At 48.5% G+C, this 26,282-nt stretch carries 26 protein-coding genes; 12 read left to right on the forward strand and 14 right to left on the reverse strand.

Annotated features, from left to right (window positions below; genetic code table 11):
• The first annotated feature begins 42 nt into the window (after positions 1-42).
• The 3 genes from A1sIIB106_RS04045 to A1sIIB106_RS04055 are packed head-to-tail and all read left to right on the forward strand — an operon-like array spanning position 43 to position 3,031.
• Complete coding sequence (locus A1sIIB106_RS04045) at positions 43-1,833, forward strand: AMP-dependent synthetase/ligase (protein ID WP_095677439.1); 1,791 nt, start codon at positions 43-45, stop codon at positions 1,831-1,833.
• Entirely contained in the window at positions 1,830-2,408 is a 579-nt protein-coding gene (locus A1sIIB106_RS04050) for a sensor histidine kinase (protein ID WP_095677440.1), read from the forward strand. Before A1sIIB106_RS04045 ends, A1sIIB106_RS04050 begins: the two co-directional genes overlap by 4 nt.
• Complete coding sequence (locus A1sIIB106_RS04055) at positions 2,405-3,031, forward strand: response regulator (RefSeq protein ID WP_095677441.1); 627 nt, start codon at positions 2,405-2,407, stop codon at positions 3,029-3,031. The genes A1sIIB106_RS04050 and A1sIIB106_RS04055 overlap by 4 nt, the downstream gene beginning before the upstream one ends.
• On the opposite strand, the gene A1sIIB106_RS04060 is transcribed toward A1sIIB106_RS04055, so the two are convergent.
• The 3 genes from A1sIIB106_RS04060 to A1sIIB106_RS04070 form a co-directional block, all read right to left on the reverse strand.
• Positions 3,024-4,175, reverse strand: coding sequence for a glycosyltransferase family 4 protein (locus A1sIIB106_RS04060; protein ID WP_095677442.1), 1,152 nt, complete (start codon positions 4,173-4,175; stop codon positions 3,024-3,026). The two genes, A1sIIB106_RS04055 and A1sIIB106_RS04060, sit on opposite strands and share 8 nt — an antisense overlap.
• Before the next feature lie 12 nt (positions 4,176-4,187).
• Positions 4,188-5,207 carry a C40 family peptidase gene (locus A1sIIB106_RS04065; RefSeq protein WP_095677443.1) on the reverse strand — a complete coding sequence of 340 codons (1,020 nt, stop codon included), beginning with the start codon at positions 5,205-5,207 and terminating at the stop codon, positions 4,188-4,190.
• Between the two features lie 76 nt (positions 5,208-5,283).
• Positions 5,284-5,484, reverse strand: coding sequence for a hypothetical protein (locus A1sIIB106_RS04070; RefSeq protein ID WP_125932743.1), 201 nt, complete (start codon positions 5,482-5,484; stop codon positions 5,284-5,286).
• A gap of 59 nt (positions 5,485-5,543) precedes the next feature.
• Between A1sIIB106_RS04070 and A1sIIB106_RS04075 the strand changes: the two genes are divergently transcribed.
• Positions 5,544-6,044 (forward strand): dihydrofolate reductase family protein, encoded by a 501-nt coding sequence (locus tag A1sIIB106_RS04075; RefSeq protein ID WP_095677445.1) that lies wholly within the window; start codon positions 5,544-5,546, stop codon positions 6,042-6,044.
• On the opposite strand, the gene A1sIIB106_RS04080 is transcribed toward A1sIIB106_RS04075, so the two are convergent.
• A complete protein-coding gene (locus tag A1sIIB106_RS04080; protein WP_095677446.1) occupies positions 6,041-6,883 on the reverse strand; it encodes a DMT family transporter in 843 nt (280 codons plus the stop codon). The genes A1sIIB106_RS04075 and A1sIIB106_RS04080 overlap by 4 nt on opposite strands.
• A gap of 81 nt (positions 6,884-6,964) precedes the next feature.
• Between A1sIIB106_RS04080 and A1sIIB106_RS04085 the strand changes: the two genes are divergently transcribed.
• The 5 genes from A1sIIB106_RS04085 (at position 6,965) to A1sIIB106_RS04105 (ending at position 13,176) form a co-directional block, all read left to right on the forward strand.
• The gene (locus tag A1sIIB106_RS04085; RefSeq protein ID WP_223299469.1) at positions 6,965-7,546 is read left to right on the forward strand and encodes a DUF3000 domain-containing protein; all 582 of its coding nucleotides are present in this window, start codon (positions 6,965-6,967) and stop codon (positions 7,544-7,546) included.
• A gap of 9 nt (positions 7,547-7,555) precedes the next feature.
• On the forward strand, positions 7,556-8,875 hold the full coding sequence (locus A1sIIB106_RS04090) for an HRDC domain-containing protein (RefSeq protein WP_095677447.1): 1,320 nt from the start codon (positions 7,556-7,558) through the stop codon (positions 8,873-8,875).
• 55 nt (positions 8,876-8,930) lie between these two features.
• The gene (efeU, locus tag A1sIIB106_RS04095) at positions 8,931-9,767 is read left to right on the forward strand and encodes an iron uptake transporter permease EfeU (protein WP_095677448.1); all 837 of its coding nucleotides are present in this window, start codon (positions 8,931-8,933) and stop codon (positions 9,765-9,767) included.
• A gap of 110 nt (positions 9,768-9,877) precedes the next feature.
• On the forward strand, positions 9,878-11,068 hold the full coding sequence (locus A1sIIB106_RS04100; RefSeq protein WP_095671224.1) for a thiolase family protein: 1,191 nt from the start codon (positions 9,878-9,880) through the stop codon (positions 11,066-11,068).
• Complete coding sequence (locus tag A1sIIB106_RS04105) at positions 11,068-13,176, forward strand: 3-hydroxyacyl-CoA dehydrogenase NAD-binding domain-containing protein (RefSeq protein WP_095677449.1); 2,109 nt, start codon at positions 11,068-11,070, stop codon at positions 13,174-13,176. The genes A1sIIB106_RS04100 and A1sIIB106_RS04105 overlap by 1 nt, the downstream gene beginning before the upstream one ends.
• On the opposite strand, the gene dxs is transcribed toward A1sIIB106_RS04105, so the two are convergent.
• Genes dxs through A1sIIB106_RS04120 form a run of 3 tightly spaced genes read right to left on the reverse strand, consistent with a single transcriptional unit; the run spans position 13,118 to position 19,018 of the window.
• Positions 13,118-15,064 (reverse strand): 1-deoxy-D-xylulose-5-phosphate synthase, encoded by a 1,947-nt coding sequence (dxs, locus tag A1sIIB106_RS04110; protein ID WP_095677450.1) that lies wholly within the window; start codon positions 15,062-15,064, stop codon positions 13,118-13,120. The genes A1sIIB106_RS04105 and dxs overlap by 59 nt on opposite strands.
• Positions 15,065-15,113: 49 nt before the next feature.
• The gene (gene acnA / locus A1sIIB106_RS04115) at positions 15,114-17,771 is read right to left on the reverse strand and encodes an aconitate hydratase AcnA (protein WP_095677451.1); all 2,658 of its coding nucleotides are present in this window, start codon (positions 17,769-17,771) and stop codon (positions 15,114-15,116) included.
• A gap of 29 nt (positions 17,772-17,800) precedes the next feature.
• Positions 17,801-19,018, reverse strand: a complete 1,218-nt coding sequence (locus tag A1sIIB106_RS04120; protein WP_095677452.1) for a class I SAM-dependent RNA methyltransferase — start codon at positions 19,016-19,018, stop codon at positions 17,801-17,803.
• A gap of 54 nt (positions 19,019-19,072) precedes the next feature.
• Between A1sIIB106_RS04120 and A1sIIB106_RS04125 the strand changes: the two genes are divergently transcribed.
• Both A1sIIB106_RS04125 and A1sIIB106_RS04130 read left to right on the forward strand, forming a co-directional pair.
• Positions 19,073-19,738, forward strand: a complete 666-nt coding sequence (locus A1sIIB106_RS04125; protein ID WP_095671228.1) for a potassium channel family protein — start codon at positions 19,073-19,075, stop codon at positions 19,736-19,738.
• Positions 19,735-20,394 (forward strand): potassium channel family protein, encoded by a 660-nt coding sequence (locus A1sIIB106_RS04130; protein ID WP_095671229.1) that lies wholly within the window; start codon positions 19,735-19,737, stop codon positions 20,392-20,394. The genes A1sIIB106_RS04125 and A1sIIB106_RS04130 overlap by 4 nt, the downstream gene beginning before the upstream one ends.
• Before the next feature lie 2 nt (positions 20,395-20,396).
• Here A1sIIB106_RS04130 and A1sIIB106_RS04135 read toward each other — a convergent pair whose 3' ends face one another.
• Genes A1sIIB106_RS04135 through A1sIIB106_RS04145 form a run of 3 tightly spaced genes read right to left on the reverse strand, consistent with a single transcriptional unit; the run spans position 20,397 to position 22,044 of the window.
• Positions 20,397-21,023 carry a DUF3159 domain-containing protein gene (locus A1sIIB106_RS04135; RefSeq protein ID WP_095677453.1) on the reverse strand — a complete coding sequence of 209 codons (627 nt, stop codon included), beginning with the start codon at positions 21,021-21,023 and terminating at the stop codon, positions 20,397-20,399.
• Positions 21,020-21,460, reverse strand: coding sequence for a dUTP diphosphatase (dut, locus tag A1sIIB106_RS04140; RefSeq protein ID WP_095677454.1), 441 nt, complete (start codon positions 21,458-21,460; stop codon positions 21,020-21,022). The genes A1sIIB106_RS04135 and dut overlap by 4 nt, the downstream gene beginning before the upstream one ends.
• Positions 21,460-22,044, reverse strand: a complete 585-nt coding sequence (locus A1sIIB106_RS04145) for a PaaI family thioesterase (protein WP_095677455.1) — start codon at positions 22,042-22,044, stop codon at positions 21,460-21,462. Before A1sIIB106_RS04145 ends, dut begins: the two co-directional genes overlap by 1 nt.
• Before the next feature lie 78 nt (positions 22,045-22,122).
• Between A1sIIB106_RS04145 and A1sIIB106_RS04150 the strand changes: the two genes are divergently transcribed.
• Positions 22,123-22,554 (forward strand): DUF3093 domain-containing protein, encoded by a 432-nt coding sequence (locus A1sIIB106_RS04150; RefSeq protein WP_095677456.1) that lies wholly within the window; start codon positions 22,123-22,125, stop codon positions 22,552-22,554.
• Between the two features lie 22 nt (positions 22,555-22,576).
• Here the strand turns inward: A1sIIB106_RS04150 and A1sIIB106_RS04155 are convergent, their stop codons facing one another.
• The 4 genes from A1sIIB106_RS04155 to miaA all read right to left on the reverse strand — a co-directional run bounded on the left by A1sIIB106_RS04155 (position 22,577) and on the right by miaA (position 26,277).
• Entirely contained in the window at positions 22,577-22,873 is a 297-nt protein-coding gene (locus tag A1sIIB106_RS04155) for a DUF4193 domain-containing protein (protein ID WP_029168537.1), read from the reverse strand.
• Positions 22,874-23,090: 217 nt separating this feature from the next.
• On the reverse strand, positions 23,091-24,563 hold the full coding sequence (gene hflX, locus A1sIIB106_RS04160) for a GTPase HflX (RefSeq protein ID WP_095677457.1): 1,473 nt from the start codon (positions 24,561-24,563) through the stop codon (positions 23,091-23,093).
• Positions 24,560-25,372: a diaminopimelate epimerase gene (gene dapF, locus A1sIIB106_RS04165; protein WP_095677870.1), complete on the reverse strand. Its 813-nt coding sequence runs from the start codon at positions 25,370-25,372 to the stop codon at positions 24,560-24,562. The genes hflX and dapF overlap by 4 nt, the downstream gene beginning before the upstream one ends.
• Positions 25,372-26,277, reverse strand: a complete 906-nt coding sequence (gene miaA / locus A1sIIB106_RS04170; RefSeq protein WP_095677458.1) for a tRNA (adenosine(37)-N6)-dimethylallyltransferase MiaA — start codon at positions 26,275-26,277, stop codon at positions 25,372-25,374. The genes dapF and miaA overlap by 1 nt, the downstream gene beginning before the upstream one ends.
• Between the last annotated feature and the right edge of the window lie 5 nt (positions 26,278-26,282).

Raw genomic sequence — 26,282 nt, forward strand, 5'->3', positions numbered from 1 at the left:
AGCCTCTCCCCATTTTTCAAGGTGGGCGCTAGCGTTAGCGCCATGAACGAGATCACAATCCCAGCACTTGTCCCTGCGGCATCGACCGGAAACCTAACTAACTTAATTGCAGAACGCGCTTGGTTTGAACCCAACCGCACAATGCTTTCACGTCCCTTAGGAGATGGATGGCAGAAGGTTTCTGCAAAAGAGTTAGAGGAAGAAGTCCGCGCAACTGCGAAGGGTTTAATCGCCGCCGGAATTCAAATCGGTGATCGCGTCGCAATTATGGCGCGCACACGTTACGAATGGACGATTCTTGATTTTGCAATTTGGTTCGCAGGTGGATGCGTTGTTCCTATCTATGAAACATCTTCAGCCGAGCAAGTAGATTGGATTCTTTCCGATTCTGGCGCTGTTGGATTAATCGTAGAAACTCCAACTCACCGCGAGCTAGTTAACACAGTTCTTCCTTCTCACACCAAACATATTTGGACTATGACCGAGGATGTTCTATCGGTTCTTGCCGCAGCTGGCGCTCACATTGGTGATGATGAGATCGATCGCCGCCGCAACGCCTTGCTTCCAGATACTCTCGCAACTCTTATCTACACATCTGGAACAACTGGTAAGCCAAAGGGCGTACAACTAACGCACGGCAACTTCTTATCTGAGTGCGGAAATGTTGTTGAAGGCGCTAGCAATCTCTTCTTAAAGCCAGGTGGATCAACCCTTCTCTTCTTGCCGGTTGCCCACGTATTCGGTCGCATGGTTCAGATCGGTGCGATTCGCGCTGGCCTTCACTTAGCGCATTGCAGTGATCCAGTTGGCCGATTGCAACCAGATCTCGCATCATTTAAGCCAACCTTCGTTCTTGCTGTGCCTCGCATCTTCGAAAAGGTTTACAACGGAGCAGAAGCAAAGGCTGATGCAGCGGGTAAAGGAAAAATCTTCCGTAAAGCTGCAGATGTCGCAATTGCTTATAGCGAGGCAATGGATAAGCGTAGCTTCAATCCGCTCCTCACTCTCAAGCATGCACTTTTCGACAAGTTGGTATTTTCAAAGATTCGCGCCGCCCTTGGTGGAAATGTAGAAGCAGCGATTTCAGGAGGTGCACCACTTGGAAGTCGTCTCGGACACTTCTATCGCGGCGCTGGTGTAACAATCTACGAAGGTTATGGACTAACTGAGACAACTGCAGGCGCAACTTTGAATATGACTGGTGCAATTAAAGTTGGGTCTGTTGGAAAACCTATTCCAGGAACTTCCGTCAAGATCGCCGATGACGGAGAAGTTCTAATCAGAGGACCAATCGTTATGCGCGGCTATTGGCAGAACGATGCCGCTAATGCAGAAGTCTTCACCGAAGATCGCTGGTTTAAATCAGGTGACCTCGGAAAGATCGATGAAGATGGCTTCCTTTCAATTGTTGGACGTAAGAAAGAGCTAATTGTTACTGCGGGTGGAAAGAACGTTGCGCCAGCAGTGCTGGAAGATCGTCTGCGCGCCCATTCACTCGTAAGTCAATGCGTTGTAGTCGGTGATAACCAACCATTTATCGCAGCGCTAGTGACCATCGATCAGGAGGCGCTTAAAGGTTGGATTGCTGCCAATAAGAAAGATGGGGCAACTATCGCAACGCTGACCCAAGATCCTGATCTCATCGCAGTTATTCAGACAGCCGTCGATGAAGCAAATAAAGCGGTAAGTAAAGCCGAATCAATTCGCAAATTCACGATCCTTCCTACAGATTTCACAATCGCAGGCGGTCAATTGACGGCAAAGCTTTCAATTAAGCGACATGTGGTTGCACAGGAGTTTGCTAAGGAGATTTCTGAGCTCTTCGCTAAGTGAGCGATCCAGCACGACTTGAACTAGCGCGTGATCTTCACGATGGCATAGCGCAAGATCTGGTTGCTCTCGGCTACGAGTTAGATTTGCTCTTAGGGGCCACAGAATCAACCGTTGAATCGCGCCGAGAAATTCGCGGACTGCGCTTTAAAGTTGATGGTCTAATCTCGAAGGTTAGGCACGAAATGTACGCGCTACGCGATCCCAAAGTAGTTACTTTCCAGGATGCGCTCAGCCAGTTGATCCACGAAATTTGTGGTGATCTGCAGGTAACCGCTTCCATTAGCCACTTCTCTATTCCAAATTCCTACCAAACTGAATTAAAGGCGATCGCAACAGAGTTACTTCGCAATGCAAAGTTTCACTCTAGGGCTAGCCATATTGAAGTCCTTTTGAGAGGAGTTGAAAATCGCACCTACTTAGAGGTTAGCGATAATGGAGTTGGAGGTGCGCAGGTGAATACCTCAGGTTTAGGACGTTTAGGTTTAGTAGGAGTTAAAGAGCGCGTTGAACAACTTCACGGACAGTTAGAGATTATCTCTACTGAGAACGGAACCCGCATAAAAGTAGTTCTGTGAATGATGCAGTAGCACCACCACGAATATTGGTAGTTGATGATCATTCAGCTGTTCGTGCCGGCTTGGCCCGCGCCATTGAAGAAGCGCAGATGGTCTGTTGCGCTACGGCCGCAAGTAAATCTGAAGCGATGGCGCAGTTAGCGCATACCAATCCAGATGCGATGGTTGTCGATTTGAACCTACCCGATGGCAGCGGCTTGGATCTGATTCGTTGGGCTCGTAAGAATTCAAAGGAAATCGCAATCGTGATGCTCACTATGAGCGATAGCGAAAGTGATCTAATTGCCGCAATGAGCGCTGGCGCAAGCGGATTTGTTAAGAAAAGCGCTCCGCTGGCAGAGTTGATCTCCGTCCTAAAGAGAGCGCTACTTGCACCTAACTCATTTACCGCATCCGACATAGTTTCCGCGCTCAAGACAACATCTGCTGCAAAGTTGTTAACCCAACGAGAAGTCGAAGTTCTACGAGCAATTGCAGGTGTTGGAGATATTCGTGAACTGGCAAAGCGGCTGTATATATCTGAATCAACTTTTAAGACGCATCTAACTTCAATTTATCGAAAACTTGAGGTCTCAAATAGACTTGCTGCAATAAGAGTTGGAATTGAATCAGGAATTATTTAAATAAAGAGTTAAATTCCTTTGCCCAAATCTCCCAGCTCCACTTTTCGATAATCCAACTGCGTCCGGCCGCTCCCATCGCCTTCGCTCTAATTGGATCATCAAACAATTTGATTAGCGCTGTAGAGACTTCCGTCGGTGAAGTTCCATCAACGCTAAATCCAGTAACACTTTCATCAACGGCATCAGGTGCTCCCCCAGAACGTCCCGCGATCACTGGCAAGGCGCAGGAACTTGCCTCTAAATAAACAATTCCAAGACCCTCTACTTCAAGGCCGGCAAGCCGTGATCTAGAAGGCATTGCAAAGATATCTCCGACACAGATATAGCGGGGAAGATCTTTATATTGGATGCGTCCTATAAATGTCACCGCTCCCGAAAGTTCTAGTTTCTCAACCATTCTTGTAAGGTCTTTTCGGTATGGGCCTTCACCAACCATCAAGATATGCGCTGTCGGATGTTTTTCTAAGATAGCGGGCAGTGATTGAATCAAAATATCCTGGCCTTTACGATGCACAAGTCGGCCTACGCTGACAATAACTTTCTTATCAGCGAGACCCAAATCTCTTCGCAATCGCTCGGAAGTTGAATCTGGAGCAAAGTGATCAGTATCGATACCGGGTGCAATCTTGATAAGCCTTGACTTGGCTTTTGGCGAAAGCGCTTTCGCAATTTCACTCTTTGTAAAATCACCAAGATAGGTCAGATGATCAACGTTATTGCCGATAAAAGATATCGCTAAAGAAAATGGCCACAACTTTGCCCACCAGACTTCATGTCCATGGGTTAGCGCGACGATATTCATAACGCCTTTTTCGCGCAAAGTGCGCGCCATGACTCCAAGAGGAGCCGCTGCTCCGAAAAATACCTGTTTGATCGAATCACGCGCAATGACTTTCTTGACGTTTCGAATTACTCGTGGAGACGGAAGCAATATCTTGGAACGATCGCGAATTACCTCAACGCCAAAATCTCGCATCCATCCTTGATCATAAGAAGCTGTATCACCCTGCGCGGAGGTATAGACAATAATTGAACCTTTGGGTGCTCGTTCTATCAAACCCATAACGAAGGTTTCGATGCCGCCGGCGCGGGGACCAAAGTCATTGGTGATGCAGAGAATTTTCCCTAAATTAAGTTCAGGCATTTACTTAGGTAGTTAGAGTCTGCGTGCGCCGACGAATGGTTTTCTTCCCAAGCTAGATGCGCTTGCCACTTTCACGCGCGAACCAGATCGTGGTGCATGCACCATCTTTCCGCCACCTAAATAGATTCCAACGTGCGAAATTGGTCTTCCGAAGAATACAAGATCGCCTGGGGCAAGATTTGAACGCTTAACCGATTTTCCATAGTTAAATTGTGCGCGCGATGAGTGTGGCAGTGAGACGCCTGCGGTTTGGAATGCGCGCATGGTCAGCCCTGAACAATCCCAATAGGTCATGCCATCGGCGCCGAAAACATATTTGTCACCGATCTGCTTCAGAGCAAATTGCAGAGCTTTTCCAGCACGTCCTGAAACTGCCCCGGCTTTTTTGGCGGCGGCAAGTGAGGATGCTTGATCGGCATCTTCCTCTTCTTGAGCAAGCCGGGCTAAACGTTCGCGATCTTCCTTCTTTAACTTCGCCAAGAGCGATTCAGCTTCTGCCAACTTCGCAGTTGCTCGTGCACTTTGCGCTGTTAACTTTTTCTGAGTTGCTTTAACCAGTGCAAGCTTGTCGCTAACTGTCAGCGAAGTTGCGGTAAGGCGTTGTTTGGCTGCTTGAAACTTTCGAAGTTCTACCGATTTCTTACGGGTAATTGCTTCTAGCGATCCTGCTGCTGAAAGGTAGAGCGCCGGATCTGATGAGAAGAGTAGTTCTAGGCTCTGGCTTAAGCCGCCAGTTTTAAATTGCTCAACAGCGATCGCGTTTAGAGATTTCGAGAGAGCGTCAACGCTCTGACTTTGTACCGCCGCCTTCGCCTGAATGCCCTGGAGCTGACCATTTAGCGAAGCTAATTTAACTTTTGCTTCTTGAGCGCCTTCGGCGGCAGTTGTGGCTTCTTCCTCGAGTTGGCGAACGCGCGCCTGAACCTGCGCCAAAGTTTGGGCAGCGTCAGCGCTGGGCGCGGTAAGCAACGGGGAAACCAGCGAGATAATCGCGCTGATTAGAGCCGCCACAGAGCGCTTTGAGGTAAACATAGGGTTAAAGGCTAACGGTGCCTTATGAAGCAACTCAAACCGAAATAAGCGTGGCTGCCTGTGAATTTATTCTTATCTACGCTCGCCCAGCGGAGTTAAAGCGCAGTGGGCGGACTATTCCACGGGATGAGAGCAGATCAATCGCCTCAGCCGTTGTATCAGGAATTTCGCAGATTTCGGTGCGTTGATCTTTCTTGGGAGTTGAGAGGAGAAAAGTCAGTACGCAATCGTTGCAACCGATATCGCGAACTGCACATGAGTCACAGGTAATTATCATGAAGGAAACGTTACGTCTTCGCACTGACATCTACTTTGCCGCCAGATAGCCTTTCGACCATGGCCGTCTTCGCAACTCTGGTTACCGGAAGCGATGGCTCAACGACAAAAGGTGGCTCATCGCGCGCGATCACCAGCGGGGCCGATCGCACCGAATTTCTGACGCGCCGGCGCACCGCAGATTTCATCTTAATCGGAGGCAAAACCGCTCGAAGCGAGCCCTATCACCGCACACCCGTTCCAGTCGTGATCGCCTCTCGTTCAATGGTCAACGCCCTTGCCGATAACCGAAATGCCCATTGGTGGAATAGCTCACCACGTGCGGCGCTAGATCGCGGCATAAAGAAGTTTGGCAGCAACGTTTTGGTGGAAGGAGGCGCTAGCTTCATATTCGAACTAATTAGCAATCGCGCGTTAGATGGAATTTATCTCAGCATTACACCTGAGACTGGTGGCGAAGCCAAAATTAATTTCCAAGAACTTTTAGCAAAATTTTCTGATCTTTCAGAACGCGAAGTTGATGGCACGAAATTCTTTGAGGCGCGTGGCTTAAAGGCCTAGAAGGCTGAAATTATGGCAACGCCTGCGACCGCGGCTGCAATTCCGATGTACTGAACTTTATGAAGTCGTTCATGTAAGAACTGGAATGCAAGCAACGCGGTAAAGATCGGATAGAGCGCGCCAAGAACCATTGCCAGAGTTAAGTTGCCCTTTGTCGTTGCAACTCCCAAAAGTAAATTTGCTAAGAAATCTGCAACACCGATAAAGATCAAAATCGGGCTCTGTTTAAAGTTCAAGCCGCCTAAAGTTTTATATCTTGCAAAGATTCCTAATGAAACGAATAACGTTGTTAAGCGCATCATCACCATCGTCATAAGAGCGCTGCCCTGCGAACCAATCGCCATAAAAGTAAGTGCAGTACCGAAACCACCTGCTGCACCAAGTGCAAGAAATAGCGGCTTCAGCGGAAGTCCTTGAGAAATTTCTGGTCCACTCGCTAAGAAAGCGCCGACGATTGCAAGTGCAGCGCCAATACTTAGAATTAAAGAAAGGCGATCTCCTTTTACAAAGAAGGCATAGCCGACAGGAATCAAGGCGCTTAAACCGCTGATTGGAGAGACAACTCCCATGCGGCCAGTAGAAAGTCCCGCATATAAACAAATTAACCCTAGATATCCAAGAACTCCGGCAAGTGCTCCGGGGAAGAAATAACCATCAGGACCAAGTGCAGCTGCAGAATAATCTCCAGTAACAATTACCAAACCAATTCCAAAAATTAATCCAATTGCTTGGGTTACTCCGAGCACTGCGATCGCGGGATGGCTCTTACTTAACTTGCCACCTTGATAATCCGCAGTTCCCCAAAGAGCGCTTGAGAGAAGGGCTAAAAAAGTTGCCATGGGCATAAGGGTACACACGCAAAAAGAGAGTAAGCGCCCTGCCTCCCACTTAAATGCAGGTCCTATCTTTAGAATTAACCAGTGGATTTAAACCAATTTAATCGCATGATCGAGCATCTGCGCACCGCTACACCGCGCGCTGAGATCATCTTGGAAGAAGTCCCAGCACCTCAAAAATTAGCTACTTACTCTTTTGCATTTACCGCAGATGTTTCAAATGGTTTGCTCGGTGATGATGAAGATGAAGTCGCATCTGGTCGCTTTGTTTTGCTACATGAACCCGGTGGACAAGAGACCTGGGAAGGTGAATTTCGCTGCGTTACATTTTTAAGCGCAGATGTAGATGAGGCGATGCAGGATGATCCGCTTCTGCCTGAAGTTGGCTGGTCTTGGCTCCTAGATTCTCTCTCGGCAGCCGGTTGCGAATTCAACGCCCCAAGCGGGACTGTCACGAGAGTTTCCAGCGCATCATTTGGAAAACTTTCACCACGCAATGACCAATCTGAAATCGAAATCCGCGCATCATGGAGTCCAATTATCAAAGAGAGTGCCGAGATGATTAAACATATCGATGCCTGGTGCAATCTCCTTGGCGAAGTCGCCGGACTTCCACCCATCGTCGAAGGCGTAGCGCCAATTTCTGCAGCACGACGTCGCGTATAAAACTTATTTATGAGCGAAGATAAATCAACTACCGTAGAAGAAGTCCCGGCAGCGCCAACCTCAGTTCCGCTCTTAGCTCCCGCTAATGGAATCCCACCGGTAGTTGATACGGATCAGAAATTTGCAGCCGCTCTTGCTCAACTAACTTCAGGACGTGGCCCTTTTGCAGTCGATGCCGAACGAGCCTCCGGATATAAATACAGCGCCCGCGCTTATCTAATTCAGATTAAGCGTGAAGGCGGCGGGCTTCACTTGATCGATCCGATTCCATTCGGACCAAACCATAAGTATTTTCAAGAGCTAAATACCCTTTTGCAGAGCGATGAAGTAATTCTGCACGCAAGTACACAAGATCTTCCATGTTTGCGTGAACTTGGAATTAACCCAAAGCAACTCTTTGATACCGAGCTAGGTGGACGTATTGCTGGCTTGCCGCGAGTAGGACTCGGTCCACTACTTGAATCACTTATGGAAGTCTCACTCGCCAAAGAACATTCGGCAGTTGATTGGTCACAGCGCCCCTTGCCGCAAGATTGGCTAAATTACGCCGCCCTTGATGTGGAGCTTTTGATTGAACTTCGCAATCAGATGTATAAAATTTTGGAAAAATCTAAGAAGTTAAAGTGGGCTGAAGAAGAGTTTCAATCGATTATTGATGCACCTGCTCCCCCACCACGTGTTGATCCTTGGCGTCGCACATCGGGAATGCATAAGATTAAAAAGCGCGATCAACTTGCAATCGTGCGAGCGCTCTGGACAATCCGTGCCGAAATCGCTCAAGAAGTAGATATCGCACAAGGGCGTTTGTTATCAGATGCCGCAATCGTTGAGATTGCAACGAAAGCTGTTGAAAAACCAATCAAGACGAAGAAAGATTTAGAGAAGGTTCTGCGCCCTATTGGTCTGCGAGCGCGTTGGTTTGAAAATACCGCCACCTGGATTAACGCCGTCACCGATGCCCTTGCCTTGCCCGATAGCCAATGGCCACCGGTGCGCACCGATAGCGACTCGCTGCCTCCGCTAAAGATCTGGCGCGAGCGCTTTCCTGAGAGATATGCCCCGCTTACCCATGCCAAGGCCAATATTCAATTAAAGGCCAATGAGCTGGTTATCCCCTTTGAGAACTTGATTACCCCTGAATATGTCCGCCGGATCTGCTGGAACTCCCCTAAATCAGGCGTAGCAGCCGCCTTAGCCGATCTCGGCGCCCGTCAATGGCAGATCGAGATAGTTGCTCCGATCTTGGAATCTGCCCTTTTAGAGACCGAACCTCTGGCGGTCGCTGAGAGTGAGCCTGAATCCGAGGCGCAGGCTCCAGAGCAGGTGTGAGGAATTACGCAACACTTAAGTTGCGTAAATACGGGGGTCGTTCTAGATTTAGCCCATGCTCAGCACATTCATCATCGCCCTACGCGAAGGCCTAGAAGCCGCCTTAATCGTTGGGATTCTCGTTGCCTACATCGTTCGCACAGATCGTCGCCATTTTCTTAAGCCGCTCTGGACAGGTGTTGCAGCCGCTCTAGCCGCAACCTTTGCACTCGGCGCATTTCTCTCTTTCACCTCAGCTGAATTATCCGATCGCGGAGAAGAGCTATTTGCTGGCATCACATCTTTCATCGCCGTAGGACTTGTTACATGGATGGTCTTCTGGATGAAGCGCACAGCGCGCACACTTCGCAACGAGCTTCATGGAAAAGTAGATACTGCACTTACCGGAGGCCCAATAAGCCTTGCTTTAGTGGCTTTTTTCGCTGTTGCCCGCGAAGGTCTAGAGACCGCGTTATTTGTTTACACTAATTTTCAAACAGTCGGCGCTGCATCGACTGCAACAGTTGGTTTAGTTCTTGGACTTACCTTGGCAGTTGTTCTTGGATATTTGATCTACAACCGTTCTGTAAAATTAGATCTCTCAAAATTCTTCACCGTTACTGGAGTTGCACTAGTCATCGTCGCAGCCGGCGTCTTGTCATACGGCATCCATGAATTCCAAGAACTTGGTTGGATCCCAGGCGTTGATGACTTCCTCTGGGATGTAACTCCTTGGATCGCCAAGGAATCAATCTTGGCCTCGCTCCTAAGCGGCACCGTAGGCTTTGATACAACAACCTCCTTTATTCAATTTATCGCTTGGTCTGCCTATCTAGTAGCAGTTTTGGTCCCATACCTTTCGAAGGGTAAGGGCCAGCAGAGCGCGCCTGCTGCCGAGAAGGTAAAGGCTTAACCTTTACCCTGTTCCACTTTTGGCTACTGACCAGTAACCTTTCTCTATAAGCCCGCGCTCGCCCTTTTCAAGGCGAGAGCAGTTGGGCGCTTAAGAGAAAGCAGTCGTAAATGTCTCGCACCGTTGTCCTAGTTGATGCCGTTCGCACCCCATTTGGAAAAGCCGGAAGCATGTACTCCGGAACGCGCGCTGATGATTTGATGGTGCGCGCAATGCGCGGCCTACTTGAGCGAAATCCTAAAGTTTCTCCAGATGCGATTGAAGATGTCGCTATCGCAGCGGCAACGCAAACCGGCGATCAAGGTATGAACTTAGGTCGCAGCGCATCTCTTTTAGCAGGATTACCAGTCACTGTTCCAGGTTATTCAGTCGATCGTTGGTGTGCAGGTGCAATGACTTCGATGACAACCTTGGCCGGTGCAATTGCTATTGGATCAATCGATATTGCAATCGCTGGCGGCGTTGAACATATGGGAAATCATCCAATCGGTGATGGACTTGATCCCAATCCACGTTTTCTTGCAGAGCGCATCGTTGAACAAGATGCGCTCGCCATGGGTGCAACTGCTGAACGTTTACATGATCGCTTTCCACAATTAACGAAAGAGCGCGCAGATCGCTACGCGTACAACTCACAGATGAAAACTGCAGCTGCATATGCTGCTGGAAAGATTCAGCGCGATTTGATTCCAACTGCCGCACGCATTCCTGAGATGGGTTGGGGTATTGCAACAGTTGATGAACCACCACGCCCAACGACAACTATGGAAGGCTTAGCAACGCTCAAAACTCCATTCCGCGCAGCCGGCCGCGTAACCCCAGGAAACTCATCAGGTTTAAATGATGGCGCAACTGCTGCGCTGCTTGCTAGCGAAGATAAAGCGAAAGAACTTGGGTTAACGATAAAAGCAAAGCTAGTTTCCTATGCATTTGCTGGAGTAGAACCAGAGGTAATGGGATTTGGACCGGTTCCTTCGACTATAAAAGCTCTTGCCAAAGCGGGTTTAAAGATTGAAGATATCGGCGCATTTGAAGTTAACGAAGCATTTGCGGTGCAGGTAATTGCATTTCTTGATCACTTTGGAATTGCCGATGATGACCCTCGCGTTAATCCTTATGGCGGTGCGATTGCAGTAGGCCATCCATTGGCTTCTTCCGGAATCCGTTTAGCGCTCAACCTGGCGCGCGCCTTTGAAGAGCACCCAGAAGTGCGTTATGGACTTACAACAATGTGTATTGGACTTGGCATGGGCGGCACCGTTATCTGGGAGAACCCACACTTTTCAGGAGGATCAAAGTAATGACTACCGAAATCAAATTACCTGAAGGAGCGCCAGAAGAAGTTGTTACCAACGCGCTTGTCCGCGATGTTGATCTAACTCCATTTGGTTTTACAGGCTCGCTAGCTTTGATTACCTTAGATAACGGACTTGATCACACACGTCCCAATACCTTCGGTGCTCAGTCACTTATCGCCTTGGATGCTGCGATCACCGATGCAATAGGCCGCTCACCTGCTGCAATTGGCATTATCGGAAAGCCCTTTATCTTTGCTGCAGGTGCCGATCTTTCAGCGCTCTCATTTCTTTCAGAGCGCTCACAATCACTTGCTATCGGAAAACTTGGCCACGATGTATTTCGCCGCCTTGATGAATGCGGAGTTCCTACCTTTGCATTTATCAATGGCCTAGCACTTGGTGGCGGGCTGGAAGTTGGTCTGCATTGCAACTACCGAACTCTCGCATCAACTGCATTTACTGGGCTGCCTGAAGTTTTCTTGGGGCTTGTCCCGGGTTGGGGTGGAGCGACAATTCTGCCGAAGCTAATCGGACCAGAGCGCGCTATTCAAGTCATCATGCTTAACGCTTTGAATAACAACACCATGATGAAGGCTAAAGATGCACTATCACTTGGAGTTGTGGATGCAGTTTACGAACCTGCTGATTTCCTAGAGCGCTCTGTCTCATTTGCAGCAAAAGTCTTAAGTGGTGCAACAAAGGTAGAACGTAAAGATTATTCACAAGATCCGGCATGGGATGCCGCGCTTGCCACAGGTAAGGCTGCAGCTCTTAAGAAATATGGCGGAGCTGAGATCGCATCTCCTATGCGCGCACTTGAACTAATTGCTGCGGCTCGCACCAATACTCGCGGTGCTGGATTTGATGCTGAAGATCAAGCACTTGCTGATCTAACAATGTCTGATCCACTTCGCGCATCTCTATATGCATTTAACTTGATCCAGAAGAAGCGCAAGAAAGTTGAAGGCGCACCTAAGCCAGCGCTCGGCCGCAAGGTAACCAAGGTCGGTGTTGTTGGTGCTGGACTCATGGCATCACAACTTGCTCTGCTCTTGCTTCGCAACCTTAAATGCCCAGTTGTTATGACCGATATTGATCAAGAACGAGCCGATAAGGGCGTTGCTTGGGTTAAGAACGAACTCGCGAAGTTGGTAGAAAAGAAGCGCATGAGCGAAGAGTCTGCGCGTCGCCTTTCACTTCTAGTAAGCGGTTCTGCAGATCAGAGTTCTTTTGCTGGTTGTGACTTCATTATTGAAGCAATCTTTGAGGAACTATCTCTTAAACAAGAGTTATTTAAGAAGCTCGAAACCATCGTCTCCCCCGAATGTGTATTGGCAACCAATACCTCATCGCTCTCGGTCGAACGCATGAGCGAAGGGTTAAAGAACCCAGAGCGGGTAATTGGCTTCCACTTCTTTAATCCGGTTGCTGTGATGCCACTTCTCGAAGTTGCACGAACCTCAAAGACAGATGATGCAACAACTGCAACTGCAGTCAGCGTTGGTAAAGAGCTAAAGAAGACGATGATCATCTGTAAGGATGCACCGGGCTTTGTCGTCAATCGCTTGCTAACTCGCTTCATGGGCGAAGTAACGGATGCGGTAGATGAAGGAACCTCACCAGAAGTTGCAGACAATGCAATGCGCAGCATCGGTTTCCCAATGTCGCCATTTGAACTTCTCGACTTAGTTGGCCCAGGCGTTGCCTTGCATGTCTCTGAAACCTTGCACGAGAATTTAGGCCCGCGCTATCGCATCTCACCAACTATGCAAGCGATGGTCGATGCCAAAGTTCGCAACTTCTACATCAAGGGCGCAGATGGAAAATTCACCGCTAACCCTGAAGCAGTTGCGTTGATTAAGCAAGGCGATAAGCCATCAACTGCAGAGCAAGTTCGCGATCGTGCGCTAAATGCTTTAGCAACTGAAGCACGCATGATGCTAGATGAAGGCGTTGTCTCATCCGCTGCTGAGATTGATCTCTGCATGTTGATGGGTTCAGGTTGGCCGATGCACCTGGGCGGAATCTTGCCTTATCTAGATCGCGAAGGAATCAGCGAAGCGGTTTGCGGTCAGCGCTTTCATGCACCGGGTATTGCATCTCTGCCATAGTCGAATCTGACAAGTTCGAAGTCGAGTGGGAACTGTTCCACTCGACAATACTTCTTGCGATGCTCTGCGCGGTAATTCCGAGATCGTTCATGATCTCAGAGCGCTTGGAATGCTCAATGAATTCCAGTGGAATACCAATTGAGTGAATTGGCGTTGCTAGACCTGATGCGCGGAACATTTCGGAGATCGAACTTGCAATACCGCCATGCTTAATTCCATCTTCTAGAACAACTACGCTCTTATATCGCTGGGCAATTGTGACAAGTGAGATCGGAAGTGGCTTAACCCAGCGCGGATCGATAACCGTTACGCCAACGCCTTCTCGATAAGCCATTGATGCAGCTTCTACTGCGATCGCTGCCATCGCGCCGATGCTCACCAAAAGTACATCTGCACTCTCTCCGCGATATAGAACATCGATGCCATCGCGTCTTTCAAATGCTGGAATATCTTCTTGAACCGCTCCCTTTGGAAAGCGCAGCATCGATGGTGCATCTGAGATAGCAACTGCTTCGCGCAAAATTTCACGCAGTCGTGCGCCATCACGTGGAGCTCCCACATGCATATTTGGAACAATTCCAGTTAACGCTAAATCCCAAATGCCATGGTGAGAAGGGCCGTCATCTCCGGTAACTCCAGAGCGATCCAAAACAAAGGTGACGCCAGCCTTGTGTAGCGCCACATCCAAGAGCAACTGATCAAATGCACGATTTAAGAATGTTGAATAAAGTGCGACAACTGGATGCAGACCAGCAAATGCCATTCCTGCTGCGCTAGTGACGGCATGTTGTTCTGCAATGCCAACATCGATTGTGCGCTCAGGAAATGCTTTCTCGAATTTGTCTAAACCTGTTGGTCCAAGCATCGCTGCCGTTATCGCGACGATATCGCTGCGTTCGTGGCCAATCGCAACTAACTCTTCGGAAAATACTTTGGTCCAGCTGGTACCGCTCTTCGCTAAAGGCGCACCAGTTTCTGGATCAACGATTCCAACTGCGTGAAATTTTTCGGCTTCATCTGCAACTGCAGGTTGATGACCACGTCCTTTTTCGGTAATTGCATGAACAAGAACTGGCGCGCCAAATTCTTTAGCCTTCGCTAAAGCCTTTTCAAGGGCTGCGATATCGTGGCCGTCGATTGGACCCATGTACTTCAGGCCAAGATCTTCAAACATTCCTTGCGGGGCGACAATATCCTTTATGCCCTTCTTCATACCGTGCAAAGTTTCATAAATCGGAGTACCGACAACGGGGGTCTTATGTAGAAATTCTTTACCCCAGTCAAGGAATCTTTCATAACCGCGGGTCACGCGCAGAGTTGAAAGGTAAGTAGCAAGCCCACCAATAGTTGGCGAGTAAGAGCGTTCGTTATCGTTTACGACGATTACTAAATTTCGCTCTTCTGTAGCGGCAATATTGTTGAGCGCCTCCCAAGACATGCCGCCCGTTAGCGCGCCATCGCCAACCACAACAACTACATGGCGATCGCTTTGCCCAGTACGTGAAAATCCATAGGAAATTCCATCGCCCCAGGAAAGTGCAGTTGAGGCATGAGAGTTTTCGATTACATCGTGTTCGCTCTCGCCGCGATTTGGGTAACCAGCAATTCCACCTCGCTGGCGCAGACCATCGAAACTATCTGCCCGGCCGGTAATTATTTTATGAACGTAAGATTGATGCCCGGTATCAAAGAGCACTACATCGCGCGGTGAATCAAAGGTTCGATGTATCGCCAGAGTTAGCTCAACAACGCCTAAGTTAGGGCCAAGATGGCCGCCGGTCTTAGAGACTTTTTCGATAAGGAACCGGCGAATCTCTTCGCTTAACTTATCTATCTGTGCGCGATCCAACGCCTTAATATCAGCGGGACCTTTAAGAGACTCGAGCACGTGCTTAGTCTAGTTAAGGCCCTGCAGTTACGCGATTTCTACGTGATATTTAGGCGAGAAGGGACCTTAAGACGTACTGCATGATCCCCCCGTGGCGATAATAATCACCCTCACCCGGCGTATCGATGCGAACCTTTGCGGTAAATGTCTTATCCCCTGCGGTAACAGTTACCTCTTTCGGAATACCTCCGCCATTTAGCGCAGTGATTCCAGAGATCGCAAATTTTTCATCGCCCTTAAGTCCAAGGCTCTGTGCAGTATCACCATTAGTAAATTGCAATGGAAGAACTCCCATTCCAATCAGATTTGATCGGTGAATACGCTCAAAGCTTTCAGCGATTACTGCGCGAACTCCAAGGAGTGCAGTTCCCTTTGCAGCCCAGTCGCGAGATGAACCTGATCCGTACTCTTTTCCAGCCAAGATAACTAGACCAACGCCGGCTGCTTGGTAAGCAACTGATGCATCGTAAATTGTTGACTGTGCACCGTTATCAAGGAAGTTTCGGGTAAAGCCACCTTCTACGCCATCTAGCAACATATTCTTTAAGCGAATATTTGCAAAGGTGCCGCGAATCATTACTTCGTGGTTGCCGCGGCGTGATCCATATGAGTTGAAATCTGCGCGCGCGACGCCATGTGCTTCAAGGTATTTGCCTGCAGGCGAATCAGCCTTGATATTTCCAGCCGGTGAGATGTGATCTGTTGTTACAGAATCTCCAAGGATTGCTAGAACTCGCGCTCCAGAGATATCGGTAACTGGCTTTGGTTGCGCCGGCATTCCATCAAAGTATGGAGGTTTGCGTACATAGGTTGATTGCACATCCCATTCGAATGTCTTGCCAGTTGGCGTATCAAGTGATTTCCAACGGTGATCGCCATCAAAGACAGTCGCATAATCTTTCTTAAACATCTCGGATGAGATAGAAGAATCAATTACATCTTGAATCTCTTTCGCGCTTGGCCAGATATCTGCCAAGAGAACTTCCTTGCCATCCTTATCGGTGCCAAGTGAATCCTTTTCAAAGTCGTGATTCATAGTGCCTGCTAGCGCATAGGCAACTACTAGCGGAGGTGAAGCTAGGTAATTCATCTTCACATCAGGGCTAATGCGGCCTTCAAAGTTACGGTTGCCAGATAGCACTGCTGTTACAGCAAGATCATGTTCGTTAACAGATTTGCTAATTTCTAGTGGAAGCGGACCAGAGTTTCCGATACAAGTTACGCAGCCATAGCCAACAAGGTGGAAACCAAGTGCTTGCATATATTGAGTTAGGCCAGCGCGATCGTAGTAATCGGTAACAACTTTTGATCCTGGTGCCAAGGTTGTTTTGACCCATGGCTTAGAAGTTAGGCCGCGTTCTACCGCTTTCTTTGCAAGTAGCGCAGCGCCGATCATTACTGAAGGATTTGAGGTATTTGTACATGAGGTAATTGATGCAATTACGACGTCACCATTTTTGATGGTGGTCTCTTTTGCGCCAATCTTTACTGGGTAAGCCTCTTTGCCGGTTTTATCTGTGAAATAAGTTGGCAAGATTTTATCGAAAGCCGACTTTGAGTCGCTTAATGAGATGCGATCTTGCGGACGCTTTGGTCCAGAAATTGATGGAACAACTGTTGAAAGATCTAGTTCAACATGTTCGGAATAACGAGGGCTCACTGATGGGTCATGCCACATGCCTTGCGCTTTTGCATATTGTTCAACCAGAGCGAGTTGATCTTCGCTTCGTCCGGTAAGACGCAGGTAGCGAAGAGTTTCATCATCAATTGGGAAGATGGCACAAGTTGAACCATATTCTGGGCTCATATTTCCAATTGTGGTGCGGTTAGCCATTGGCACAGAGACAACGCCTGGTCCATAGAATTCAACGAACTTTCCAACGACGCCATGCTTACGCAATATCTCAGTAATTGTTAGCGCCATATCTGTGGCAGTTGTGCCAACAGGAAGTGAACCACTTAACTTGAATCCAACTACGCGAGGAATCAACATTGAAACTGGTTGTCCAAGCAGAGCTGCTTCGGCCTCGATACCGCCGACTCCCCAGCCAAGTACGCCGAGTCCGTTAACCATTGTTGTGTGTGAGTCCGTACCAACGACAGTATCTGGATAGGCGCGGAGCACTCCATTTACAGTGCGAGTCATGATTACTCTCGCTAGGTATTCAATGTTTACCTGGTGAACAATTCCGGTTCCAGGTGGAACAACTTTAAATTCATCAAAGGCGCCTTGGCCCCAGCGCAAGAAGCGGTAACGCTCGCGGTTGCGCTCATATTCAATATCTGTGTTCTGCTCGAAAGAATCTTCTGTACCGAATACATCGGCGATAACAGAGTGGTCGATAACAAGTTCAGCAGGTGCCAGTGGATTTACCTTCGCTGGGTCTCCCCCAAGATCAACAATTGCTTCGCGCATGGTTGCTAGATCTACTACGCAAGGGACTCCGGTGAAATCTTGCATGACAACGCGGGCCGGCGTGAATTGAATTTCAGTATCTGGCTCAACTGATGGATCCCATTGTGCAAGAGCTTTGATGTGGTCAGCGGTGATATTTGCGCCATCTTCGGTGCGAAGTAAATTCTCAAGTAAGACTTTAAGCGAGAACGGCAAGCTAGCAGCGCCCTCGATCTTAGAGATATCAAAGATTTCAAAATCTTTGCCACCAACATTTAGATTCTTCTTGGCACCTAATGAATTTTTGCTCATCGCTTATCCCTCACTGATTTATCTTGACGTCAAGATACCTTAACTCGCTTAAAAAGTGCAACAGATTCGATGTGTTGCGTCATCGGAAAGAGATCAAAGGCGCGAATATCGGCCAGCGTATAGCCCGAACTTTCTAAGTAAGCGCTATCCCGGGCAAGGGCTGCAGGATCGCAAGCCACATAAACGATTGCACGTGGCTTTAAAGAAACCATTGATTGAACGACGTTCTTGCCCGCTCCTTCGCGAGGTGGATCAAGAATAATTACATCGGCTTTCGAAAACCGCGGCAGAATCTTTTCGACATCGCCGGTATGGATTCCGACATTGGTGCGCTCGGCAAAATTTCTAAGCGCATCCCCAGTTGCGGATTTACTGCCTTCGACCAGATCGATTCTGCCGCTCTCGCCAACTAATTCGATAACTTGAGATGTAAAGAGCCCAACTCCCCCATAAAGATCCAAAACTTGATCGCCAATCTTGAGCTCGGCATATTTCAAAACGGCTTCGCAGAGAACAGCGGGCGCGCTTTTATGGCTCTGCCAGAAAGAGCGTTGCGATACTTCTAGTGGCGCGCCATTTACCTCATAAGTTGCAATATCTGGTCCTTCAGATGTTCGAACTGGGGTTTCATCTCGTGTATATCCCGTTGCAATGGTGCGCTCACCAGTGGATGAAATTGAAACTTCGACTTGCAAATCGCCCTTCCATTTACGATTGCTTAACTCTTGATACTTCAGTTCAGGTTGCAGAATTCGGCAATCGGAGACCGGAACAACTTTATTGCTACGCGCCTGTCGAAATCCGAGAGCACCGTCACGCGTTGTTACCGCGGTAAAGCGGGTGCGATAGCCAAGCGCTCCGCCTACTTCTTCAACCAGCACAGTTACTTCTTTCTTGGCGATACGTGCAAATTGTTCTGTGATTACTTCACTCTTTAGCTGGCGTTGTCGATCCAATGAAATATGTTGAAAGTCGCATCCCCCACACCCAGTGCGATGTGCAAATTGGCAAGGAGCGCTAACGCGATCACTGGATGCACTCACAACTTTCACGACATCGGCGCGATTAAATGAAGATCCGGTGCTGGTTATCTCAATTTCAACTTCTTCACCAGGTATCGCATGGCGAACAAAGATCACAGCGCCAAGGTGGCGCGCTATGAAATGGCCGCCGTGGGCGATCTTCTCGATGGTGACGACAAAGCGTTGACCTACAGTTAGGTCCACCTTTCGTTCTGCTTTTTCCATTCGAGGATCACCTATCGCCATGCACCCAAGCCTAGAGGTGGTAAGTTAAACCTCGTGCACGTCGTGATTATGGGATGCGGTCGAGTTGGTTCCTCTTTGGCGAGCGAACTCGAAGCTGCTGGCCATTCAGTTGCAATTATTGATCAATCTCGTGAAGCTTTCCGTCGCCTGGGACCAGACTTTAAAGGTCGTACAGTCGCTGGCGTTGGCTTTGATCGCGATACCTTGCTTGAAGCCGGTATTGAAACTGCCGATGCATTTGCCGCTGTAAGCAATGGTGATAACTCAAATATTTTGGCAGCCCGTGTTGCCCGCGAAACTTATGGCGTCGCAAATGTTGTTGCACGTATCTACGATCCAGGACGCGCTGAGATTTATCAGCGCTTAGGCATTCCAACTGTTGCAACTGTTATCTGGGCAACTGATCAGATCTTGCGTCGCCTAGTGCCAGAAGGTTCACTTTCTGAATGGCGCGATGCCAGCGGAACAATTCAACTCTGCGAGATGCATCCCCACAAAGATTGGTTCGGTCGTCCAATCGCTGAAATTGAATTAGCGATCGAAGCCCGCGTCGCGTTTTTAACTCGACTTGCTGAAGGCTTGATCCCTGATGAGCACACTGTTTTGCAAGAAGGCGATCTAATGCACGTAACAGTTCGCGCCGAAAACACCGCTGCAGTAGAAGCAATACTGGCGCGCTCACCTGAGGATCATTCATGAGAATTGCTATAGCAGGAGCTGGAAATGTCGGTCGTGCAATTGCACGCGAACTTCTAGATAACGGACACCAAGTACTTCTAATCGACCGCGATCCAAAAGCGCTGAAGATGGAATCTGTTCCAGATGCTGAATGGTTGATGGCCGATGCCTGCGAAATTACCTCACTCGATAAAGCGGTGTTAAATAATTGCCAGGTTTTAGTTGCAGCAACCGGTGATGACAAAGTTAATTTAGTAGCCTCGTTATTGGCCAAGACCGAATATGGCGTTCCTCGCGTTGTCGCACGTATTAATCATCCAAAGAATGAGTGGCTCTTTGATTCATCTTGGGGAGTAGATGTTGCAGTATCAACTCCACGAATTATCTCAGCGCTAGTTGAAGAAGCGGTAAGCGTAGGAGATGTCGTTCGACTCTTCTCTTTCCGCAAGGGTCAGGCCAACTTGGTTGAGCTAACACTTCCTGATACATCAATGTGCATTGGCAAAACCGTTGAAGAAATTACCCTTCCCGACGATGCATCTCTTGCCGCAATCGTGCGCGATGGTCGTGTGATTACTCCGACTCCAACTGATGTCTTTAGCGCTGGCGATGAGCTTCTCTTTGTCGCATCAGCAACTGCTGAAAGTTTGATCAAATCCTGCTTTATCGAACAGTAACTTTACTTTTCGCTAACTTTCGTTGTTGGAACGGTTTTTAAGATCATCCAAGAACCATAAGCAGTCGCCAGAAATAGCGGATATCCCATAGCTAGGTTTACTGTTCCGAGTAAATTCACATTTCCACTTCGATAAATCGGGTACTGCACGGCGATGCGCGCAAAGAACATCCCAACCCAGAGCCAACTAGCCCGCTTATATGCGCGAGCTCGTGCTGGATCTTTACGCCATTGTAAGTTTTCTCCCAGAATTGGCCCAAGCAATAAACCAAGGATCGGCCATCCCGTCAAGTTGGCAATCAAGTAAACGCTGCCATATCCAAGGTTGGTGAGTAACTTTGGGATATAGAGATCGCTGGCATTTCCGGTGCGGTTGGCAAACCAAGCGCAGATTAACGAGCCAATCAACCCAGAGACTGCATGTTGAATAGTCTCGCGCATGGCTAGGCGAATTATCGTTAAGAGCGCCGACACTGCAACGGATGCAAAAAGTGCGCTTTGAAGTTCATCTGTAACGTTGAAAACAACTAGGAAAATAACTGAAGGAATACCAGAATCAATTAAGCCTTTCTTGCCACCAAAAGCTGCAAGAACTTTCGCCTTATCCTCGTGATGTTCCGGATTACTCATGTGCGACCCGTTGATCCAAAGCCATCAGCGCCGCGACCAGAACCTGGCAGGCTTTCTACTTCTAGGAAATCTGCACGTTCTACCTTTTGAATAACTAGTTGCGCGATGCGATCTCCGCGTTTGAATGAAACGCTCTCGTTAGGATCGTGATTGATCAAAATAACTTGTAACTCTCCGCGATAACCAGCATCAACTGTGCCAGGAGCGTTGACCATGGTGACGCCATGTTTAATTGCAAGCCCAGAACGCGGATGAACTAACGCAACGTAACCATCGGGAAGGGCGATCGAAATTCCAGTTGGAACAAGCGCGCGCTCCCCCGGTGCAAGAACAACATCAATACGCGAGACTATGTCTGCGCCAGCATCTCCACCTTTTGCGTAACGCGGCAGTGGCAGATCTGGATCTAGCCTTGTTACTAATACTTGAACGCCCATTATGGATTTATCTCAAATTCCGGATCTACAAAGGCGAGGATCTCAGGGGTCTTGGCGATATGTTCTAGATACTCTTTCGGAGCGTTCTCTAAAAAGTGCGACATTGGAACAATTACAAAGAGCGCTGCCGCTTTTACCGCGATTTCACCATCTGGGCCACCAAGGCGACCTTCTGCAGCGGTGTAAACCTTACGATTTACCTGTCCAGTAATTCTTGCTGTTATATGCAAAGTGGTTCCCATTGGAACCGGCTTTAAAAAATCTGTTTCTAAACGCGCGGTGACCGCCGGTGAGCGAATCAACCACATCAACTTTCCGAGCGCTTCATCAAATGCCAGCGATAACAGCCCGCCGTGCGCTAACCCTGGAGCGCCTTGGTGATTTTCGGTAACCATAAACTCAGCAGTTAAATCTGCACCAGCTCCTGCGTGTGCAACCAAATGTAAACCAGTTGGATGTAGTTCACCGCAACCGAAGCAATGTCCAAAGTGAGATGGAATCTTGGTCCCAATCTCGGGCGCCTTCGGATGGCGCTCTGGGATAACCGCACCTTCTGGAGCAGTAGTGCTAGCGATTCGACTCATAGCCTCACTTTACTTCATAGTCTTAACTTCATCTACGTTCCAAGATAAGAAAGGAGCTTAAAAGACTAAGATAAAGGTGTGATCTTCCGCGAAGTTCTAAGGCCGCCTATTTGGGTGCTGGCCTTTATATATTTTCTCTTTCTTTCCATAGTTCTCTCTGTATGGGCAGCGCTAGATAATCGAGCGACGTTGGTCACTTTTGTAATCTCAACACTCGCGCTGATCTGGATCGCGTTTTCTATGACTTCAGAAATAACTTTTGACGGAAAAGTTCTAAAGATTGATAAAGCAAATATTGAAGTTAATTACCTTGGAAAAGCCACAGTTCTAGATAAAACTGCGATGAGATTACTTCGTACCCGTGATGCTGATCCTGCTGCCTATCTGGCAATCAAATTTTGGGAGCCACGTGGGTTGCGAATCGATCTAAACGATTCAAGAGATAGGACGCCATATTGGCTAGTAACGAGCAAACGCGGCGAAGAGATCGCCGCGCTGCTTAATCGTTAAACCGATTACTGAATTACTTTAATTAATTGCACTCTTTACAGACTGCCTTGGCGCCTTCACCCTTAGCCAGTTGAGTTATATGGTGCACCAAGAAGCATCGTGAACAAGTAAATTCATCGACCTGCTTTGGCACGACGCGCACTGCTAGTTCTTCACCAGATAGATCTGCGCCAGGAAGTTCTAGATTCTCTGCCGCCTCTGCTTCATCGACATCAATCTGACCGGATTGAGCATCGACGCGCTTAGCTTTGAGTTCTTCTAGCGACTCCTCGTGGAGTTCCTCATCCGTCTTTCGGGGGGTGTCGTAATCTGTTGCCACTGCTCTCACCTCACTTCCATATATTCAAAACAACTCGCATCTATTGCTCGTTGCGTACGGGCGCATACTCGCGCACTTACCTGTGATTACCCATTACAACCATCGGCGTGTCGCAGATATTCCCCGTATAAATAAGTAAGACCAGACATTAATAGGGCTTTTCCACCGCTTCTATCGCTTTTTACCTTGGCGATATACGCGCTGCTTCTATCGCTTTTTACCTTGGCGATATACGCGCTGCTTCTATCGCTTTAGCCAGTGATGCCCCCACGCGCGCATGAATAGCCGTGCCGCTCTCCACGTATTCCTCAGAGAGAATTTCACCAGTCTCATGAATCTCGTTTACCAAATCACCGCGGTTGTATGGAATTATCGAATTTATTTCGATATTCGGCTGCGGTAGCGACTTCTCGATTGCATGTACTAAACCTTCAATTCCAAATCCGGTTCGCGCAGAGAATGCATAACTGTTCTTCTCTTTACGTAATATCTCCATAACCACTTCAGGGTTAGCTGAATCAACTTTATTAATGGCGATTATTTCCGGGATATCTCCCCCGCCAATATCGGTTATAACTTCGCGGACGGCGCGGATCTGTTCAAAAGGATCTGGATGCGAACCATCGACAACGTGAACTATTAAATCTGCTCCAGATACTTCCTCCAGTGTTGATTTAAAGGCATCAACTAGTTGGTGTGGAAGGTGGCGAACAAAACCCACTGTGTCAGAGAGTGTGTAAGTGCGGCCATCTGCGGTGTGTGACTTACGCACCGTTGGATCAAGGGTTGCAAATAAAGCATTTTCGACAAGCACACCTGCATTGGTTAGCCGGTTAAGAAGAGATGATTTTCCTGCGTTGGTATAACCGGCGATAGCTACAGATGGAATATTGAAACGTTTACGTTCTTGCCGCTTTGTATCTCGAGATACCTTCATCTCCGCTATCTCACGGCGCAATTTGGCCATCTTGTCGCGAATACGACGTCGATCTGTTTCGATCTTAGTTTCACCTGGACCGCGGCCACCAATACCTGCACCACCTGCGGCGCGGCCACCAACTTGGCGGGAAAGTGAATCACCCCAACCACGTAGACGAGGAAGTAAGTAGGCGATCTGCGCGAGCTCTACCTGCGCCTTACCTTCTTTACTCTTGGCGTGCTGGGCGAAGATATCGAGAATAAGGGCTGTGCGATCTACAACTTTCACCTTTAACTTATCTTCAAGTTGTCGCAGTTGTGATGGAGAGAGTTCACCGTCGCAAATAACTGTGTCGGCACCACTTGATGCAACTATCTGGCGAAGTTCAATTACCTTTCCAGAACCGATATATGTTGCGGGATCTGGTTTATCTCTTCTCTGGATCAAGCCATCTAGAACTTCCGAACCAGCCGTTTCGGCGAGTGCTTTCAACTCGGCGAGTGAATTCTCGGCCATCTCGGCGCTGCCTTCTGTCCATACGCCGACAAGAACAACACGTTCTAGTTGTAACTGGCGATACTCGGCATCAGAAATATCTTGTAGTTCAGTAGAAAATCCCTTTACGCGGCGGAGCGCGTGACGATCGCTTAGCTCTTGTTGCGGATCAGGATCGTATTCACTTTCGTCGGCATCAAAATCTGCCGCTACCCGCGCACTTTCGCGAAGTAGCTCTTCAAATAAATCGTTATTGCGTGGTTGGTCGTTACTCATGCATCCTGCAAGTAATCGGTTATATCAATATCTTTTATCAAGACTGCTGGGCCAATAAGAGTGGCATTGGCGTGAGGATCGATATCTACTACCAATCTTCCTCCCGGAGGGAAAATTACCCAACGCGCTGGCAGAGAAGTATTTGTGTGAAGCGTTGCAGCAAGTGCGACTGCGCAAGTCCCGGTTCCGCATGAACGAGTCTCACCACTACCCCGTTCGTGCACGCGCATCTTGATCTCTTTATTTGCAGTGATTTCAACGAATTCAACGTTAACGCCTTCTGGGTATATATCTCGTGGGCGCACTACTGGCGCATCTTTGAGCGATCCCACATCTTCAATCTTTTCGACAAAAACCACTGCATGAGGATTGCCTACGCTGATGTGATACCCGTTCCAGATCTTTCCCTCAACGGAGGCAGTAACCGCTTCTCCCTCATCCATAACTTTGCCCATATTTACAGAAATATCATCTTTTGCTGGAACCCGTAGATGCTTTACACCATCTCGAGTATTGATCGCAAAAATTCCTTCAGGTTGATGGCCGCGCTCAACTAAGTATCTAGCCATTACGCGGATGCCGTTGCCACACATTTCAGCCAGTGATCCGTCGGCATTTCGGTAATCCATAAACCATTTACCGTCGCGCTTACCAATTTTTATCAGGCCATCTGCGCCGATTCCAGTTTCACGGTTACACATCGCAGCCGTCTGTGAAGTAGTTATTGATATCTCTTCTTCAGGATCAAAGACCACAAGAAAATCATTCTCGGTGCCATGGCCATAGGTGGCGATAATTGGAGTATTCATTACGTTGTTGAGTTTATCTTCTGCAGAACCGTTTCCAAACGCGGTTGGATCGGTGAAATCCATTTAATTCGCGCATCGCGGGAGAACCAAGTCTCTTGGCGGCGGGCATATTGCCTTGTGGCGCGTTTGGTCTCTTCCATCGCCTGATCCTCACTAATCTCACCTGCGCGCATGGAGATTACTTGCGCATAACCCAGTGCGCGCCTTGCGGTGGTTGCCTTGGTGATTCCTTCGGTGATTAGCGAATCAACTTCGGCTACCAAGCCTCTGCCCCACATTAAATCAACGCGCGCATCGATGCGTTCGGTTAGCTTCTCGCGATCCATAACGAGGCCAAATTGCAGCGCATCTGGATACTTGGATGAGTCTTCGCGAGGAAGATTGGCGGTAAATGGTTGTCCCGTAATCTCAATTACCTCCAGAGCTCGAATTACGCGGCGCACATTTTGGATATCGATCGCCGCAGCTGCTGCGGGATCCAGAAGTTGTAGTCGTTCAAAAAGTCGGGCTACTCCGAATTCTTCGGCCTCTTGATTTAAACGCTCTCGAACTTCTGGATTGGTATCTGGGAAATTCAACTCATCCAAAATCGCCTTTATGTAGAGGCCCGTTCCACCAACGATTACAGCATGGTTATTGCGCGCGTGAATCTCGGTGATCTTCTTTCGCGCTTGTTCTTGATACCAGGCAACCGTTGCATCTTCGGTAACGTCCAAGACATCTAGTAGATGATGCTCGATGCCGCCTCGTTCTTCCAGAGTTAACTTCGCGGTTCCTATATCCATGCCCCGATAGAGTTGCATCGAATCGGCATTGAGTATCTCTGCACCAATCTCTTTAGCAAGAGCTACCGCAAGATCGCTCTTACCGGTGGCGGTAGCCCCACAAATCACTATCGTCTTCATAGTTG

This window comes from Candidatus Planktophila lacus, assembly GCF_002288325.1.
Taxonomy (GTDB): Bacteria; Actinomycetota; Actinomycetes; order Nanopelagicales; family Nanopelagicaceae; genus Planktophila; species Planktophila lacus.

Excerpts from the sequence above, each read along its gene's own strand:
- A1sIIB106_RS04070 (WP_125932743.1), bottom strand. The coding sequence starts at position 5,484 with ATGATAATTACCTGTGACTCATGTGCAGTTCGCGATATCGGTTGCAAC.
- miaA (WP_095677458.1), bottom strand. The coding sequence starts at position 26,277 with ATGAAGACGATAGTGATTTGTGGGGCTACCGCCACCGGTAAGAGCGAT.
- A1sIIB106_RS04045 (WP_095677439.1), top strand. The coding sequence starts at position 43 with ATGAACGAGATCACAATCCCAGCACTTGTCCCTGCGGCATCGACCGGA.
- acnA (WP_095677451.1), bottom strand. The coding sequence starts at position 17,771 with ATGAGCAAAAATTCATTAGGTGCCAAGAAGAATCTAAATGTTGGTGGC.
- A1sIIB106_RS04090 (WP_095677447.1), top strand. The coding sequence starts at position 7,556 with ATGAGCGAAGATAAATCAACTACCGTAGAAGAAGTCCCGGCAGCGCCA.
- hflX (WP_095677457.1), bottom strand. The coding sequence starts at position 24,563 with ATGAGTAACGACCAACCACGCAATAACGATTTATTTGAAGAGCTACTT.
- dapF (WP_095677870.1), bottom strand. The coding sequence starts at position 25,372 with ATGAATACTCCAATTATCGCCACCTATGGCCATGGCACCGAGAATGAT.
- dut (WP_095677454.1), bottom strand. The coding sequence starts at position 21,460 with ATGGGCGTTCAAGTATTAGTAACAAGGCTAGATCCAGATCTGCCACTG.
- efeU (WP_095677448.1), top strand. The coding sequence starts at position 8,931 with ATGCTCAGCACATTCATCATCGCCCTACGCGAAGGCCTAGAAGCCGCC.
- A1sIIB106_RS04060 (WP_095677442.1), bottom strand. The coding sequence starts at position 4,175 with ATGCCTGAACTTAATTTAGGGAAAATTCTCTGCATCACCAATGACTTT.
- A1sIIB106_RS04075 (WP_095677445.1), top strand. The coding sequence starts at position 5,544 with ATGGCCGTCTTCGCAACTCTGGTTACCGGAAGCGATGGCTCAACGACA.
- A1sIIB106_RS04130 (WP_095671229.1), top strand. The coding sequence starts at position 19,735 with ATGAGAATTGCTATAGCAGGAGCTGGAAATGTCGGTCGTGCAATTGCA.
- A1sIIB106_RS04145 (WP_095677455.1), bottom strand. The coding sequence starts at position 22,044 with ATGAGTCGAATCGCTAGCACTACTGCTCCAGAAGGTGCGGTTATCCCA.
- A1sIIB106_RS04065 (WP_095677443.1), bottom strand. The coding sequence starts at position 5,207 with ATGTTTACCTCAAAGCGCTCTGTGGCGGCTCTAATCAGCGCGATTATC.
- A1sIIB106_RS04080 (WP_095677446.1), bottom strand. The coding sequence starts at position 6,883 with ATGGCAACTTTTTTAGCCCTTCTCTCAAGCGCTCTTTGGGGAACTGCG.
- A1sIIB106_RS04135 (WP_095677453.1), bottom strand. The coding sequence starts at position 21,023 with ATGAGTAATCCGGAACATCACGAGGATAAGGCGAAAGTTCTTGCAGCT.
- A1sIIB106_RS04100 (WP_095671224.1), top strand. The coding sequence starts at position 9,878 with ATGTCTCGCACCGTTGTCCTAGTTGATGCCGTTCGCACCCCATTTGGA.
- A1sIIB106_RS04120 (WP_095677452.1), bottom strand. The coding sequence starts at position 19,018 with ATGGAAAAAGCAGAACGAAAGGTGGACCTAACTGTAGGTCAACGCTTT.
- A1sIIB106_RS04105 (WP_095677449.1), top strand. The coding sequence starts at position 11,068 with ATGACTACCGAAATCAAATTACCTGAAGGAGCGCCAGAAGAAGTTGTT.